The organism is Streptomyces brevispora, from assembly GCF_007829885.1.
In the GTDB taxonomy this organism is placed as follows: Bacteria; Actinomycetota; Actinomycetes; order Streptomycetales; family Streptomycetaceae; genus Streptomyces; species Streptomyces brevispora.
Window position 1 is genome coordinate 2,037,493 of sequence record NZ_VIWW01000001.1, and the last position, 16,030, is coordinate 2,053,522.

9 protein-coding genes are annotated in these 16,030 nt (G+C 72.4%); 5 read left to right on the forward strand and 4 right to left on the reverse strand.

Features of this window, described 5'->3' with window-relative positions:
- Positions 1 to 298: 298 nt before the first annotated feature.
- The 3 genes from prfB to FHX80_RS09455 all read right to left on the reverse strand — a co-directional run bounded on the left by prfB (position 299) and on the right by FHX80_RS09455 (position 4,680).
- Positions 299 to 1,405: a peptide chain release factor 2 gene (prfB, locus tag FHX80_RS09445; protein ID WP_145763794.1), complete on the reverse strand. Its 1,107-nt coding sequence runs from the start codon at positions 1,403 to 1,405 to the stop codon at positions 299 to 301.
- 116 nt (positions 1,406 to 1,521) lie between these two features.
- The gene (locus FHX80_RS09450; RefSeq protein WP_145763795.1) at positions 1,522 to 2,772 is read right to left on the reverse strand and encodes a serine/threonine-protein kinase; all 1,251 of its coding nucleotides are present in this window, start codon (positions 2,770 to 2,772) and stop codon (positions 1,522 to 1,524) included.
- 201 nt (positions 2,773 to 2,973) lie between these two features.
- Positions 2,974 to 4,680, reverse strand: a complete 1,707-nt coding sequence (locus FHX80_RS09455; protein WP_145763796.1) for a serine/threonine-protein kinase — start codon at positions 4,678 to 4,680, stop codon at positions 2,974 to 2,976.
- A gap of 497 nt (positions 4,681 to 5,177) precedes the next feature.
- Between FHX80_RS09455 and FHX80_RS09460 the strand changes: the two genes are divergently transcribed.
- From FHX80_RS09460 to FHX80_RS09480, 5 genes are all read left to right on the forward strand, one after another.
- A complete protein-coding gene (locus tag FHX80_RS09460) occupies positions 5,178 to 9,002 on the forward strand; it encodes an FHA domain-containing protein (RefSeq protein WP_145763797.1) in 3,825 nt (1,274 codons plus the stop codon).
- 232 nt (positions 9,003 to 9,234) lie between these two features.
- On the forward strand, positions 9,235 to 10,605 hold the full coding sequence (locus tag FHX80_RS09465) for an ABC transporter substrate-binding protein (protein ID WP_208764611.1): 1,371 nt from the start codon (positions 9,235 to 9,237) through the stop codon (positions 10,603 to 10,605).
- A gap of 142 nt (positions 10,606 to 10,747) precedes the next feature.
- Positions 10,748 to 12,034, forward strand: coding sequence for an ABC transporter permease subunit (locus FHX80_RS09470; protein WP_145767171.1), 1,287 nt, complete (start codon positions 10,748 to 10,750; stop codon positions 12,032 to 12,034).
- The gene (locus FHX80_RS09475; protein ID WP_145763798.1) at positions 12,031 to 12,954 is read left to right on the forward strand and encodes a carbohydrate ABC transporter permease; all 924 of its coding nucleotides are present in this window, start codon (positions 12,031 to 12,033) and stop codon (positions 12,952 to 12,954) included. The genes FHX80_RS09470 and FHX80_RS09475 overlap by 4 nt, the downstream gene beginning before the upstream one ends.
- 406 nt (positions 12,955 to 13,360) lie before the next feature.
- Positions 13,361 to 15,535: a bifunctional glycosyltransferase/CDP-glycerol:glycerophosphate glycerophosphotransferase gene (locus FHX80_RS09480; RefSeq protein WP_145763799.1), complete on the forward strand. Its 2,175-nt coding sequence runs from the start codon at positions 13,361 to 13,363 to the stop codon at positions 15,533 to 15,535.
- 69 nt (positions 15,536 to 15,604) lie between these two features.
- On the opposite strand, the gene FHX80_RS09485 is transcribed toward FHX80_RS09480, so the two are convergent.
- Positions 15,605 to 15,979 carry a DMT family transporter gene (locus tag FHX80_RS09485; RefSeq protein ID WP_244318187.1) on the reverse strand — a complete coding sequence of 125 codons (375 nt, stop codon included), beginning with the start codon at positions 15,977 to 15,979 and terminating at the stop codon, positions 15,605 to 15,607.
- Positions 15,980 to 16,030: the final 51 nt, after the last annotated feature.

Genomic DNA, 16,030 nt, shown 5'->3' on the forward strand with positions numbered 1-16,030 from the left:
GGGCCACGGCCCTGCGGGGTTTGCTCCGAACGCCGGCCCACGTTGTGCCGTGGCCGTACCGCCCGCCCCCGATCACACCCGTCCCAGACATACGTACGCTGCTCCAGCAGCCTGTCCAGAGTTAAGGACTACGTCAAGGCCGTTCCGTGCAATGTGCCCCGCTTTGGCGACGGTTGACCCTCATTCGGAACCACGACTGTGACGCATTCACCACGCCATCCCCTCAACTCGCCGTTCCGGAACGAGAAGAAGCCCGGGCAGTGGTGACTGCCCGGGCTCAACTGCTGTGCGGATGAGGCTACTTCTCGCGCTGCTTGCGCCAGCGGATGCCCGCCTCGATGAAGCCGTCGATCTCGCCGTTGAAGACCGCTTCCGGGTTGCCCATCTCGAACTCCGTACGCAGGTCCTTGACCATCTGGTACGGGTGCAGGACGTAGGAGCGCATCTGGTTGCCCCAGGAGTTTCCGCCGTCGCCCTTGAGCGCGTTCATCTTCGCCTGCTCCTCCTGGCGGCGGCGCTCGAGGAGCTTCGCCTGGAGGACGTTCATCGCGGACGCCTTGTTCTGGATCTGCGAGCGCTCGTTCTGGCAGGAGACGACGATGCCGGTCGCCAGGTGGGTCAGCCGGACCGCGGAGTCCGTGGTGTTGACGCCCTGACCGCCGGGGCCCGAGGAGCGGTACACGTCGACGCGGAGCTCGGACTCGTCGATCTCGATGTGGTCCGTCTGCTCGACCACGGGCAGCACCTCGACGCCCGCGAAGGACGTCTGGCGGCGGCCCTGGTTGTCGAACGGGGAGATCCGGACGAGCCGGTGGGTGCCCTGCTCGACGGAGAGCGTGCCATAGGCGTACGGCACCTCCACCGCGAAGGTGGTCGACTTGATGCCGGCCTCTTCGGCGTACGCCGTCTCGTAGACCTCGGTCTTGTAGTTGTGCCGCTCGGCCCAGCGCAGGTACATGCGCTGGAGCTTCTCGGCGAAGTCCGCGGCGTCGACGCCACCGGCCTCGGCCCGGATGGTGACCAGGGCCTCGCGCGCGTCGTACTCGCCGGAGAGGAGGGTACGGACCTCCATCTCGTCGAGCGCCTTCTTGACGGAGGCCAGCTCGGACTCGGCCTCGGCGAGCGCGTCGGCGTCGCCCTCGTCCTCGGCGAGCTCGAAGAGAACCTCGAGATCGTCGATCCGGCTGCGCAGCGCCTCGGTCTTGCGGACCTCGGCCTGGATGTGCGAAAGCTTGCTGGTGATCTTCTGTGCCGCCTCCGGGTCATCCCAGAGGGACGGCGCTGCCGCCTGCTCCTCGAGCGCGGCGATGTCCGCCCTCAGCGCATCCAGGTCCAGGACGGCCTCGATCGACCCCATGGTCGAGGAGAGGGACTTCAGCTCTTCGGAAATATCGACGACTGCCACGGGTCCAGCGTAACGGCTGTCGGCGCGGACGTTCCTCGGGCCGTGCGATCACCGCTCCGCCACCCCGCCGCGCACGCCCCGGCGCGGGCGGGCGCCAGGGTCCGGGTTCCTCGCGCTCAGGGGGCGCCGGGGGCGGAGTTCCTGGTGTCCTGCGGGGTCGCGCCCGCGTCGTCGCCGCTCATCGCCAGCCAGCCGCCGATGCCGAGTCCGGCGATCAGTACCAGGGCCACCGCGCCCAGGGTGAGGCGGCGCTTGCGGATGGCCGCCGACTTGTTGCGCGCCGAGCCGGGGCGGGGCCGGCCGGGGGCGCGCGGGGCGCGGGCGGTGCCCCGGGGACCGCCGGACAGCTCGTCGGGGGCCGGGACGCGCATGCTCGTGTGGGTGTCGCGGTTGGAGTCGGGGGACGAGCCGGGGACCAGCGGGACCGCGCCGCGGCGGCGGGGCTCCTCGGCCGCCGGGGTGTACTGCTGCTCGTCGTAGGCCTGCCCGTGCGGCTGGGGCTCCGGCTCGCCGTCCGGCTCGTCCACGTCCAGCGGCGGGATGCCGGCCAGCTGCGGGAGCTGCTCACGCAGCCGGGCCGCCAGTTCGGAGGCGCGCAGCCGGGACGCGGGGGCCTTGGCCAGGCACTGGACCAGCAACTGCCAGAGCTCCTCGGGGATGCCGGGGAGCGGGACGACCGTCTCGGTGACATGGCGGCGCAGGACCGCGCCGGGGTGGCCGCCGCCGAAGGGCGTGAAGCCCGCGAGGAGCTCGTACAGCACCGTCGCGAGGGCGTAGATGTCGACGGCCGCGCGCGGCGGGAGGCCCTCGACGATCTCGGGGGCCAGGTAGTCCGGCGTTCCGATGATCTTGGTGGCCTTGGTGCGGCGCGGGGTGTCGATCAGCTTGGCCACACCGAAGTCGGTGAGCAGCGCGGGGTGGGAGTTGCCGGGCCCGAGCGGGCCCTCCATGTCGAGCAGGATGTTCTCCGGCTTGACGTCGCGGTGGACCACCCCGGCGGCGTGCGCCGCGGCGAGTCCGTCCGCGACGTCCGCGACTATCGCGACGGCGGCCTCCGGCGCCAGCCTGCGCTCGCGGTCGAGCCGGGTGCGCAGATCCGTGCCGCGGACCAGGTTCATGACCAGGGCCAGGTCGTTGCCGTCCACCACGAGGTCGCGGACGGCGACGATGTGCGGATGGTCGAGTCCGAGCAGCGCGGTGCGCTCCTGGACGAACCGGCCCACGAGTTCCTGGTCGGACGCGAGGTCCTCGCGGAGCAGTTTGATCGCGACGGGCCCCTCGGGTCCGTCGCCGAGCCACACCGTGCCGGCGCTGCCGCGCCCCAGGATCTGGTGGGCGGTGTACCGGCTGCCGATATTCCGTGCCAAGACTGCTCCCTCAGCGGCTGGCGATTGGGCCTTCGCGCAACAACCCCCGGTCGACAAAGCTACGCGGCGATCGGGGGGTTGCGTGCCCTGGATGGCACCAACCTTCACTTCTGCGTACGAATTGCCGTGGAATTGGCCCGCGGAAGTCGATATAGCTACAGAGTTGACGGGCGTCCGGCTGGACCGGCGGCGCCCGTCCTGTCAGTTGCCGCCGCTGCTGCCCAGTTTCGAGATCCAGTCGGTGACCGTACCGGCGGCGTGGCTGATCGCCTGCCAGTAGCTCTCGCCCTGGCCGATCCAGCCCTTCAGCGGGGTGAGCTCCCAGATCAGCCAGCTCGCGACGACGAGGAGGACCAGCGTGAAGAAGCAGCCCTTCAGGCAGCCGAGGCCGGGGATCTTCATCGGGTTGGCGCTGCGCTGCCGGGGCTCGCGGGGCGGGCGCTGAGCGGGCTGCTGAGGCTGCTGGGGCTGCTGCGGCGGCGCGTACTGCTGGCGCTGCTGCGGCTGGTACTGCTGTTGCTGTTGTTGGTACTGCTGTTGCTGGGGCTGGCCCTGGTACTGCTGCTGAGGCTGGTACTGGTGCTGCTGAGGCTGCTGCTGCCGGTTCTGTGGCGGGTACGGCTGCTGCCGGTGCGGCTGCTGCCGGTGCGGCTGCTGGGGCTGCTGGGGCTGCGGCTGACGCTGGGGGCGACGGCGCAGCGGGTCCTGGCTCGGGTCGAGGTACTGGACCTGTGTCTGGTCGTTGCGGTCGCGGGCGGCCTGGAGCTGGGACTGCCAGGGGTGCGGGCCGTCGGCCTGCGGGGCCCCCTCGGGCTGCGGCGGGACCGGCGGCAGGACCGCGGTCGGGTCGGCGTGACCGCCGCCCTGTCCGGCGCTCTGCTGCATGACGCTGGTGGCCGCGTTGGGGTCATAGGCGTTCGGGTCGTACGAGGCGGCGTTGCTCGGCAGCACCTGCGTCGGGTCCGCCGCTCCGGGCGTCTGGGGGACGGCCGTCGGCGCCGGGTCCGGTGCGAGCAGGGCGGCCACCCCGTCGGCGGCCTCGATCTGCGCGGCGTTCGCGTGCACGCCGATGCCGGCGGCGACGGTACGCAGCGCGCGGGCCAGGTTCTCGGCACTGGGCCGCCGGTCCGGGTCCTTGCTCAGGCAGCGCTCGATGACGGTCCACAGCGGCGCCGGAACGGTGCTGGGGCGGCGGGGCTCCTCGCTGAGGTGCCGGTGCAGGACTTCGAGCGCGGTGCCGCCGGCGAACGGCGGACGGCCGGTGAGCAGCTCGTACAGCAGGATTCCGGCGCCGTAGATGTCGACGGCGGAGGTCTGCGGGCGGCCCTCGGCCGACTCGGGCGCCACATAGGCCGGCGTGCCGACGAACTCGTGTGTCCGGGTCAGCCCCGGGGAGTCCGCGAGCCGGGCGATGCCGAAGTCGGTGAGCATCGGGTGCATCGCGCCGTCGCGCTCGGAGAGCAGCACGTTGGCGGGCTTCAGGTCGCGGTGGACGACGCCGTCGGCGTGACTGGCGGCGAGCGCGTCCGCGATCTGCGCGGTGAGCAGCGAGGCGGCGACCGGGGTGAGCGGGCCGTTGTCGCGGAGGTAGCGGTGCAGATCCGGGCCGTCGACCAGGTCCATCACCAGGGCGAGGAGATCGCCCTCCACGACCAGGTCCCGGGTGCGCACGATGTTCTCGTGGGTCAGCCGCAGCAGCACGGAGCGCTCGCGCAGGAACCGCATCACGACATCCGCGTCGTTGGCGAGCTCCTCCTTGAGCACCTTGATCGCGACGGTCTCGCCGGGCTGGCCGGCGACGGCCGCCTCGGCTCCCGCGGCCTCACGCTGGCGGGCGCGCCAGACGGTGCCCGTGGCGCCGCGTCCCAGCGGCTCCTCGAGCAGGTACTTGCTGCCTACCGGCCGCACGTCATGCGCTCCCTGCTGATCGTGGTGCTTGCGGTCCCCCGGATGACTCCGGAAGTTCCGGCCCACTCTAGAGCCTGTCCGGCGGTGGGCGACCGGGTCCGGCCGGTTGCCGCTTTGTCCGGAATTCCTGGAGGGGCCCGGTCTCCCAGCCCCTGGCGCACCGGTTGCGGAGGAAGACGCTCCCTCCGGTCGGATGGTTGCCGCACAAAGGTGTACGCAACGGCTCCGGGCGCCGGTCCGGACCGCATCCGCCGCTCCGACGAACGGGCCAAGCAGGCACTTTTGGGCGCACAGCAGACCTTTCAAGATCACTTACCGGTGGCCCCCGGGCGTGTTGCCAGTGGCAGGTGCGAGGATGCCTCCAGCACGGAACTGTGGGGTTGGGAGCCCCGTGGTACGTGACGAACCTGTACCGGACGACGCGTCCGTGCCGGGTGGGGGGAATCACAGGGCGTTTCCCCTGCCGGGCACCCGCGCAGAAGGGACCGCTGACGGCGATGCAGATCCGGCTGACCGTCCTCGCGCCGCGCAGCGGCCAGACCCCGGCGCGCGCCTGCGATGTGCTGGTCACCGCCCCGGCGGGGACGGCGCTGGCCACCGTGGCGTCCAATCTGGCCGCGGCCGTCTCCGGGCCCGACGGCTCCCTCGGCAGCGGTGCGGTGGTGCTGTTCGCCGGGCGGGAGCGGCTCGACGCACAGCGCAGCGCGCTCGGTGAGCCTCCTCTGGTCGACGGGGCGGTGCTCTCGCTCCAGGTCCCGGGCGAGGACGAGACGACGGACGACGCCGTTCCGGCGCAGCTGCACGTGATCGCCGGACCGGACGCGGGCGGGGTCCATCTGCTGCACGGCGGCCAGATCCGGATCGGCCGCTCGGCGGACGCCGACGTCCCGCTCGACGACCCGGATGTCTCGCGGCTGCACTGCGCGGTGACGGTCTCCGACGACGGCCGGGTAGCGGTGGCCGACCTGGGCTCCACCAACGGCACCTCGCTGGACGGCACGGAGGTCCGCGACCGTCCGGTCCGGCTCAGGCCCGGTGCGCTGCTGCGGCTCGGCGAGTCGACGCTCCGGCTGACCTCGGGGGCGCGTACGCCGACGCTGGGGACGGCACCGGACGGCGAGGGGCACCTGCGGGTGGCCAGGGCGCAGCCCGAAGCGGCCCCGGAGCACGGTTACCGGGACAGCTCGGCGCACGCGTACGGCGCGGCCGCGCACCCCGGCGCGGGGACCCACGAGGAACCGGACTTCCACGACCACGAGCGCGGGGACGGGGACGACGACTTGGGCGGGCACACCGTGGCCCGGCCCCGGTCCGGCTCCGGGCTCCCCGGCCGCTACCCGGACGAGGAACCGCCCCGCCGGGGCATAGGTGCCTGGGCCCGCCGGCTCGCGGGCGGCAAGGGCGACGCGGTGCATGAGAGCGCTCCTGACGAGACGGCCGCGCCGGTGACGGCCCCCGCCGCCTTCACGGCGCCGCCCACGGCTCCGGAGGGCACCTGGCCCGATCCGGCGTCCGTACTGCTGACCGCGCTCGGACCGGGCCCCCGGCTGTGGGAGCGCGACACCGCGCACCCGGAGGCGCTGGTGGTCCGGCTGGGCACGACCGACCGGGCCGAGCTGCCCGCCGTGCCGGTGACCGTGGGGCTGCGGGAGGCGGGTTCGCTGGGGCTCGCCGGGCCGCGGGACCGGCTGACCGGCCTCGCCCGCTCGGCGGTGGCGCAGCTGGCCGCCCTGCACTCCCCCGCCGATCTGGAGATCGTGCTGATCAGCACGGACCGGGCCCGCGGGATGGACGAGCGCAGGCGCGAGTGGGCCTGGCTCGGCTGGCTGCCGCATCTGCGGCCGATGCACGGCCAGGACTGCCGGCTGCTGCTCGCGTACGACCGCGAGCAGGCCGTCGCCCGGACCACGGAACTGGTGCGCCGGCTGGACGACGGGCCGTTGGGGCCCGGCTGGGCGAGTCTGGACCGCGCCACGGTCGCGGAGGCCGCCCGGCACCACGAGGGCCCGTTCACCGTGGTCGTCGTGGACGGCGATCCCGGCTCCGCGGTGCTGCGCGAGAACACCGCCCGGCTGGCCGCGGCGGGCGCGGCGGCGGGCATCCATCTGATCTGTCTGGCCGAGACCCCGGCCGCCACCCCCACCTCACCGGTCGCCGCGACGTACGAGGCGGCGTGCCATGCCTCGATCGCCTTCCGGGAGTGCGGAGCCGTGGCGATGCTCAGCGGCGATGTGGCGACGGCCCTGCGGCTGCTGCGCACGTCGAACGGCCGGGCGGCCGGCCACGGCACGGTCGCCGCGGTGGACGCGGTGTCGGCGCACTGGGCGGAACGATTCGCAAGGGCGCTGGCCCCGCTGCGCGCGGAGGGCTCGGCCGCGCTGCCGGGCCGCCCGGCGGCGGTGGCGCTCCCGCCCTCGGCCCGCCTCCTGGACGAGCTGGGTCTGGCCCGCGCCACCCCGGCCTCCCTGATGGCCCGCTGGGCCTCGACGGCGGACGACCAGCCGGGCGCGACGGTCCGCGGCTCGGGCACCTGGACGGGCGGCACGGGCGACGGCACCCGCGGCGCGGGCCGCACCAGTGGTGCGGGTCCCCGGGTGGGCGCCCAGCGCACGAGCAGCGAATCCCCCCGCCCGCCCGCCGGCCGGGGCACGGATGCCCCCGGGTCGGGACGCACGCCGCATCCGGGCGCCTTCGGCGGTCGCGGCGGCGCGAACGAGACCCACCCGGGCGTTCCGCGCGGCGCCTCCGGCCGTGGCGAAACGTACGACGGGCCGGGCTCGGGCCGCACGCCTTACCCCGACGCCACGGGTTCCAGCCGCACCCCGTACCCCGACCGCACCGACCCGTACGACCGCGCAGATTCCGGCCGTACCCCGTATCCCGACCGCACAGGCTCGGGCCGCACGCCGTACCCCGACCGCACCGACTCGGGCCGCACCCCGTACCCCGACCGCACCGACACCCCCGCCCCCGCATCCGGCCGCACCCCCTACCCCCGTGTGGGCGGGCAGCGGTACGACGGGGGGCCCGGGGACCGGCCGAGTTCGCGCACCCTGTCCGGCTCCGCCGCCCCCGGCCGGGACGGGTCCGCGGACGTGCGGGACGCCGACAGCCTGCGCCCCGCCGGGTCGGGGCGCTCCTCGAACCGGGTCAGCGGGCCGCGTCAGAGCGACGCTCCCCGGATCGCCGCACGCGGCGCCGGGTCCGGACCGGGCGGCGCGGCCGCGGGCACCGGTCCCCGCGCGGCGGCGGGTGTCCCGGCGGCCTCCGCCGACGGGGGCGCCTTCGCCGGGCGGCCCGTCGTGGTGCTCGGGGCCGGGCCCCGGGGACCGGTGAGCGTGGATCTCGCCGACGAGGGGCCGCACCTGCTCATCGAGGGACCGGGCGGCAGCGGACGTACCGAGCTGCTGAGGGCCGTCGCCGCGTCGTTGGCGGCCGCCGCCAGGCCGGACAGGCTCGGCATCCTGCTGGTCGACGGCGCGGGGGGCGAGCGTGGCGAGAGCTTGCGCCCCTGTACCGAACTCCCGCATGTGTTCACGCACTTGGTGGCCTCCGACCCGGTCAGGATGCGCGAGTTCGCCCAGGCACTGGGCGCCGAGGTGAAGCGGCGGGCCGAACTCCTCGGCGGGCTCGACTTCGCCGAGTGGCACAGCAGGCCCGAGATGGCGCGCCGGGTGGCCGGTCAGCGGCCGCCGAGCGCGTTCGAGCAGCGCGGTGACGTGGAGTCCCAGATGAGCGGCACGCTGCACCTGCGGCCCACCGCGGCCCGGCCGCCGGAGCCGGGACCCACACCGCTGCCCCGGCTCGTCGTGCTCGTGGACGACTTCGACGCGCTGATCGCCCCGGCGCTCGGCAGTCCGGGCCGGCCGGCCGCCGGTTCGGTCGTACGGGCGCTGGAGGCCGTGGCCAGGGAAGGCGGCCGGCTCGGCATCCACCTGGTCGCGACGTCCGCCCGCCCGGACCGCACGGAGGACACCGACCTGGCCCACGGGGCCCGGCTGCGGGTCGTGCTCGATCCGCCCGCCGTCCCGCCCTCACCGGACGCCCCGGCGCCGGGCCGCGGACGGCTGGGGCATCCGGACGGGCGGGTGACACCGTTCCAGGGCGGCCGGGTCACGGGCCGCATTCCGCGTACGGCGACGCTGCGGCCCACCGTCGTACCACTGGAATGGGAGCGGATGGGCGATCCGCCCACCCGCCGCCCGTTGCGCGAGCTGGGCAACGGGCCGACGGATCTGGCCCTGCTGGCCAGTGCGTTGGAGCGCGCGGCGCGTTCGGTGAACGCCGTGCCGCTGGCACCGCTCGCGCCCGCTCACCCCTGAGGACGACGGCCCCGGCCCCAAGTGGGCTCTCGTCCCCCAATCTCCGGATACCGCCGTTGACGTGACGTCACGAGCCCATCACGATCTTGGAGTTGAGCGCAAGGTTGGTATTGCGGCACCAGGATGCCGGGCGTAGGACTGTGCGCACACGACCACGTGGTGACTGACCGGAACCGTCGGGAGTCCGGCCGGCGCCGGTCAGTGCACGCGCACATGAGAGACGGGGCAGGGAATGCGCACAACGCTTCGGATTCGCAGGGCCGCCATGGTGTTCACAGCCATCGGCGCGCTGGCCCTCACCGGCTGCGGCGACGACGGTGACGGCGGGAAGGGCAAGACCGACGGGGGCGGCTCCGAGGGGAGCAAGAACAACGCGTCGAGCGTCGTTCTACCGAAACTGAACGGCGAGAAGATCTCCGTCGCGGCGGTCTGGACCGGCCCGGAACAGGCCAACTTCGTCAAGGTGCTCAAGGAGTTCGAGAAGCGCACGGGGGCGACGGTCACCTTCGTCCCGGCGCAGGACCCGATCGTCAACTTCCTCGGTACGAAGATCGCGGGCGGCCAGCCGCCGGACGTCGCGATGATCCCGCAGGTCGGCGCGATCCAGCAGGCCGTCGCGAAGAAGTGGGCGAAGCCGGTCGGCGCCGAGGCGAAGGCCCAGCTCACCAAGAACTACTCCAAGGTCTGGCAGGACCTGGGCACGGTGGACGGCACCCAGTACGGCGTGTACTTCAAGGCCGCCAACAAGTCTCTGATCTGGTACAACGCCAAGGCGTTCGAGAACGCGGGGGCATCCGAGCCGAAGACCTGGAAGGACTTCCTGGCGACCGCCGAGACGGTGTCCGCCTCGGGCGTCACCCCGGTCTCGGTCGCCGGCGCGGACGGCTGGACGCTCACCGACTGGTTCGAGAACATCTATCTCTCCCAGGCGGGCCCCGAGAAGTACGACCAGCTGGCCCAGCACAAGATCAAGTGGACGGACCCGTCCGTCAAGGACGCGCTGACCACGCTCGCGCAGCTCTTCGGGAAGCCCTCCCTGATCGCGGGCGGCGCCGACGGCGCGCTCCAGACGGAGTTCCCGGCCTCGGTCACCCAGACGTTCACCGGTGGTGACCAGCCCAAGGGCGCGATGGTCTACGAGGGCGACTTCGTCGGCGTCAACATCGCGCAGACCAAGGCCAAGATCGGCACGGACGCCAAGGTCTTCCCGTTCCCCGCGGTCGGCGCCGAGTCGCCCGTGGTGACCGGCGGAGACGCGGCGGTGGCGCTGAAGGACAGCAAGGGCGCCCAGGCCCTGCTGACCTGGCTGGCCTCCACCGACGCCGCGAAGATCTGGGCCGAGCAGGGCGGGTTCATCTCGCCCAACAAGGCCCTGGACGCAGCCGCGTACCCCAACGAGGTGCAGCGCACGATGGCGAAGGCGCTGGTCGCGGCCGGTGACGCCGTCCGGTTCGACATGTCCGACCAGGCCCCGCAGTCGTTCGGCGGGACGCCCGGCAAGGGTGAGTGGAAGAGCCTGCAGGACTTCCTGAAGAACCCGAAGGACATCGCGGGGACCCAGGCCAAACTGGAGTCCGACGCGGCCAAGGCGTACAAGAGCTGACGGAATGACGACAGCCGCAGCGGGGGGCGCCGACGAGGCGCCCCCCGCCGACACCCGACCCCGCGGCGGGACCTCGGTACCCGCCCCCAGGCAGCCCGAGTCCGGGCAGCCGCCCACCCGTAAGGTGCGCAGCCACAAGAGCGTGACCGGCACCCGCAGGGTCATCGCGGCGCTCTTCCTGCTGCCCGCGCTGGTGCTGCTCGGCGCGCTCGTGGTGTATCCGATCGTGTACTCCGTCTACCGGTCGTTCTTCGACCAGGCGGGCACCGGATTCGCCGGATTCGACAACTACAAGGCGCTGTTCACGGACGACACCATCCGTACGGCGGTCAAGAACAACGCGATCTGGGTCGTCTTCGCGCCGACCGTCTCCACCGCCCTCGGCCTGATCTTCGCGGTGCTGACCGAACGGATCCGCTGGGGCACGGCGTTCAAGCTGATCGTCTTCATGCCGATGGCGATCTCGATGCTCGCCGCGGGCATCATCTTCCGGCTGGTGTACGACCAGGCGCCGGAGCGCGGGGTCGCGAACGCCGTATGGGTGGGCGTGCACGACACGTTCGCCGAATCGGCGGGCTTCCCCAAGGCGCATCCGCTGCCCGTCCATCCGCTGAAGGCGGCCGGCGGCGGGTCCTTCGTGACCAAGGTGCCGGTCCGGGCCGGGGCGCCGGTCCAACTGCCCCTGGTCGGAGTGGCGCCCGCGAAGATGCCCGGCGACGCGAAGCCCGCACGGACGCCGGAGACGGTGAACGACGGGAAGATCACCGGCACCGCCTGGCTGGACTTCACCCAGGGCGGCGGCGGCAAGCCCAACGTCATCGACCCCAAGGAGTTCGGGCTCAAGGGCATCAAGGTCGAGGCCGTCAAGGACGGCAAGGTGGTCGCCTCGGCCACCGCGGGCGCCGACGGTACGTTCACCCTGCCCGCCTCGGCGGACGGCGCCGAACTGAGGCTCCCGGCATCCAACTTCAAGGAGCCGTACAACGGGGTCGACTGGCTCGGGCCGACGCTCGTGACACCCGGGATCATCGGCAGCTACGTCTGGATGTGGGCGGGCTTCGCCATGGTGCTGATCGCGGCCGGCCTGGCGGGTCTGCCGCGCGAACTCCTCGAAGCCGCCCGGGTGGACGGGGCCAACGAGTGGCAGGTGTTCCGCCGAATCACGGTGCCGATGCTCGCCCCGGTCCTCGCGGTGGTGCTGGTGACGCTGATGATCAACGTGCTGAAGGTCTTCGACCTGGTCTTCATCATCGCGCCGGGCTCCTCGCAGGACGACGCGAACGTGCTGGCGCTCCAGCTCTACCGGTCCTCGTTCGGCACGGACGCGGACCTGGGGATCGGCAGCGCCATCGCCGTGCTCCTGCTGCTGCTGGTGCTCCCGGTGATGCTCATCAACATCAGGCGGATACGGAAGGAGGGGCGCCGATGACGACACCCTCGACCACGGCCCCGCCCGCCGCGGCGGGCGACGCCCCGGGCACCGGCACGGCGAAGCCCGGGCGGTCGCTCGGCGCCCGGATCGCGGCAGGGGCCGCCGGCGGCGTGATGCGGGTCGTCCTGATCCTGGTGGCCCTGTTCTGGCTGATGCCCACCATCGGGCTCCTGCTGTCCTCGCTGCGCAGCGCGGACCAGATCGCGGCGACCGGCTGGTGGAAGATCTTCACCGTCCCGTCCCAGCTGACCTTCGACAACTACTCGCGGCTGCTGGACAATTCGACGATCACCGATTCGCTGTTCAGCACCATCATGATCACCGTCCCGTCGACGGTCCTGGTCGTGGTGATCGGCTCGCTCGCCGGATACGCCTTCGCCTGGATGGAGTTCCCGGGCCGCGACTGGTGGTTCCTGCTGGTGGTGGGGCTCCTGGTGGTCCCGGTGCAGGTCGCGCTGATCCCGGTCTCGAAGCTCTTCGGGGCGGTCGGCATCTTCGAGACGACCTTCGGCGTGATCATCTTCCACACCGCCTTCGGCCTGCCCTTCGCGATCTTCCTGCTGCGCAACTTCTTCGCGGAGATCCCGCGGGAGTTGCTGGAGGCGGCGCGGCTGGACGGGGCGGGCGAGATCCGGCTCTTCACCCGGGTCGTGATGCCGCTGGGCGGTCCCGCGATCGCCTCGCTGGGGATCTTCCAGTTCCTCTGGGTGTGGAACGACATGCTGGTCGCGCTGATCTTCGCGGACTCCGGATCCCCGCCGATCACGGTCGCGCTCCAGCAGCAGGTACGGCAGTTCGGCAACAACATCGACGTGCTGGCGCCCGGTGCCTTCGTGTCGATGGTGATACCGCTCGCGGTGTTCTTCGCCTTCCAGCGCCAGTTCGTCTCCGGCGTCATGGCGGGCGCGGTCAAGTAGCCACCCGGGCGTGATCCACGCCTCATATTCCGGGTACGTCAACGCGGGGCAGTCCGGCGGGTCACCCATGGACTGCCCCGTCCGCGCGCCCGGCATACCACGGCCCCGCATGTCCTCAGGATGCCCAAGGTTCACTTAAGTGCGTGGGTAGTATGATAAGTGGGGCCCTCATCAGCCGCGCGGTCGCCCCATATCGACGGCAGAGTGTTGCGTCTACCCGGTTCCAACCGGAATCACCGCGTCCACGCCCAGGGACCGGATGGCCTCGGCCGACCGGCCGCCCCACCGGGGCCCGACCCACCTGCCTCCCGACCGTCGCACCCCTGCCAGTCCCGTGCCCGTCCTGCTGAGCGCTCCGCAGTAATCTGTGTGCGCCCCAGTACGCACAGTCCGAGAAAGAGTCTGTATGCCCCGGCTGAGTGTCATCATCCCCGTCCGCCGCGCCCGAGGAAGTCTGCGCGAGTGCCTGGAGTCGGTGCTCTCGCAGTCGTTCACGGACATCGAGGTGATCGGTGTGGATGACGGCGCTCCGGACGGTTCGGGACTGCTGCTGGACGAGTTCGCCGCACGCGACAGCCGGGTCCAGGCCATCCACCTGCCCGAGGGCTCGGGAGCCCACGGCCGGCGCAACGCCGGGGCCGAGCGTGCCACCGGGGACTACCTCCTCTTCCTGGAGGGCCACTACATCCACCTGCCGGGCGCGCTGCAGGACATCGCGGACCGGCTGGACTCCGCCGGTGATCCCGATGTGCTGGTGTTCGGCCACCGCAAGCGCCCGTTCCGCGGCAAGACCCGGGCGACCCGGTCGCTGGAGTTGCTGAGCGGCATGCCCGCGGGCCCGCACACCCTCGCCGGGCGCCCCGGTCTCCTCGACATCGCGCCGGTGTCCTGGAACCGCGCGGTCCGCCGCACCCTCGCCGAGAGCGAGGGCCTGGCCTTCGGCCCCGGCCCGCACGGTGAGCGCATGTACGCGCTCAAGACGCTCGCCGTCGCCGGTGCCGTCGCCACGCTGGGCACCGCCTGTGTCGAGCACCGCCAGCAGCGCTACCTGCCCGGTCTCGCGGACGAGGCGGAGCCGACGACCGGCTCGACCCCGCTGGAGCTGGTCGACGCGTACGCGGACCTGATGACGTTCGTCGAGGCGCGCCCGTCCCTGAGCCCCGTACGCGGGCTGCTCTTCGACCGCGCCGTCCAGGAACTGCTGTCCGCCTACCCCTCGGTGACGAAGCGCCGCAGGCAGTACGTCACCGCCGTCGCCTCGTTCCACAGCGCCCACCGCCCCGACGGCTTCACGTTCCCGGGCGGCGCGAAGGGGCTTCGGCCGCAGCTGATGGGCGGCGGGAAGTACGCCGCGCTCGGCGCCCTCGACACCGCTCTCGCCACCCGTCGGAGCCTGCGCACGGCCCCCGGCACGGCGCGCGCGAAGGCGAAGAAGTCGTTCACCGCGCGCTACTACAAGGCGCAGCGCAAGCTTCCGCTGGACCCCAAGCTCGCCGTCTACGCGGCCTACTGGAACCGCGGCGTGAGCTGCAACCCCGAGGCGATCTACCGCAAGGCCCAGGAGCTGGCCCCCGATGTGCACGGGGTCTGGGTGGTGTCGAAGAACCAGGTGGCCTCGCTGCCCAAGGGCATCGACTACGTGGTGCCCGGCACCCGCCGCTACTGGTCGGTGCTGGCCCGTGCCACGTACTTCTTCAACAACGTCAACTTCGCCGACCACCTGGTCAAGCGCCCCGGTCAGATCCATGTGATGACCCACCACGGCACCCCGCTGAAGATCATGGGCATGGATCAGCAGAGCTATCCGGCCGCCGCGCAGGGGCTCAACTTCGACCGGCTGCTCAAGCGGGTCGACCGGTGGGACTGGAGCGTCTCCGCCAACCCGCACTCCACCGAGGTGTGGTCCCGCGCCTACCCGAGTGCCGCGCGCTCGCTGGAGACGGGCTACCCCCGCAACGACGTCTTCGCGACGGCGACGCAGGAGCAGATCGACAAGATCCGCGAGGGGCTCGGCATCCGTCCCGGTCAGCGCGCCCTGCTGTACGCGCCGACCCACCGCGACTACGAGGCCGGCTTCACCAGCCGCCTCGACCTGGCGCGGTTCTGCGAGACCGTGGGCCCGGACACCGTGGTCATGGTGCGCGCGCACTACTTCTACGGCGGCGCCGGACTCCCCGAGAACCCGTCGATCATCGACGTCAGCGACCACCCGCGGATCGAGGACCTCTGCCTGGCCGCCGACGCGCTGATCACGGACTACTCGTCGGTGATGTTCGACTACGCCCACCTGAACCGCCCGATCGTGGTGCACGCCCCGGACTGGGAGACGTACCGCACGGTCCGCGGCGTCGTCTTCGACCTGCTGTCCGGCAAGCCCGGCGAGACCCCGGGCGCCGTCGCGACGACCACGGACGAGCTGGCGCGGGCGTTCACCGACGGCAGCTGGGACAGCCCCGCGAACGAGGCCCTGCTCAAGGCCTTCCGCGCCAGGTTCTGCCCGTACGACGACGGCCGCGCCGCAGAGCGCGTGGTGCGCCGGGTCCTGCTGGGCGAGGAGCCCCCGGCGGGCGAGACCGTCTGACCCACCCGCGCAGGGCGAAGGGCCCGTCACCGGAACGTTCCGGTGACGGGCCCTTCGGCCTGTACGGGCTCAGCGTTGCTGGCCCGCCATGACCGTGACGAGGCCGACGACCACGAGCAGCGAACCGCCCCAGGTCCACATCGAGGTCCGCTCGTGCAGCACGGTCGCCCCGGCCAGCACGATCAGCAGATAGCCGAGGGCGTTGAACGGGTAGGCGATGGAGAGCGGCACCTTGGCCAGGGTCGACATCCAGGCGACGGCGGAGACCGCGAAGATCACCAGGCCGATCACCACCCAGGGGCTGGTGGCGGCCCGCAGGGCCACGGAGCCGCCGTGCTCCCCGGCGGTGGCCGCGGCACCCTTCATCCCGTGTTTGAGCATGATCTGGCCGCCCGCGGACGAGAACACGGCGAACAGCAGCAGCATCAGACTGGGAAGGGTCAAGACCTGGCTCCTGACTGCGGCGGCCGGGGTCCCGGACGCGGGGGCGGCGGT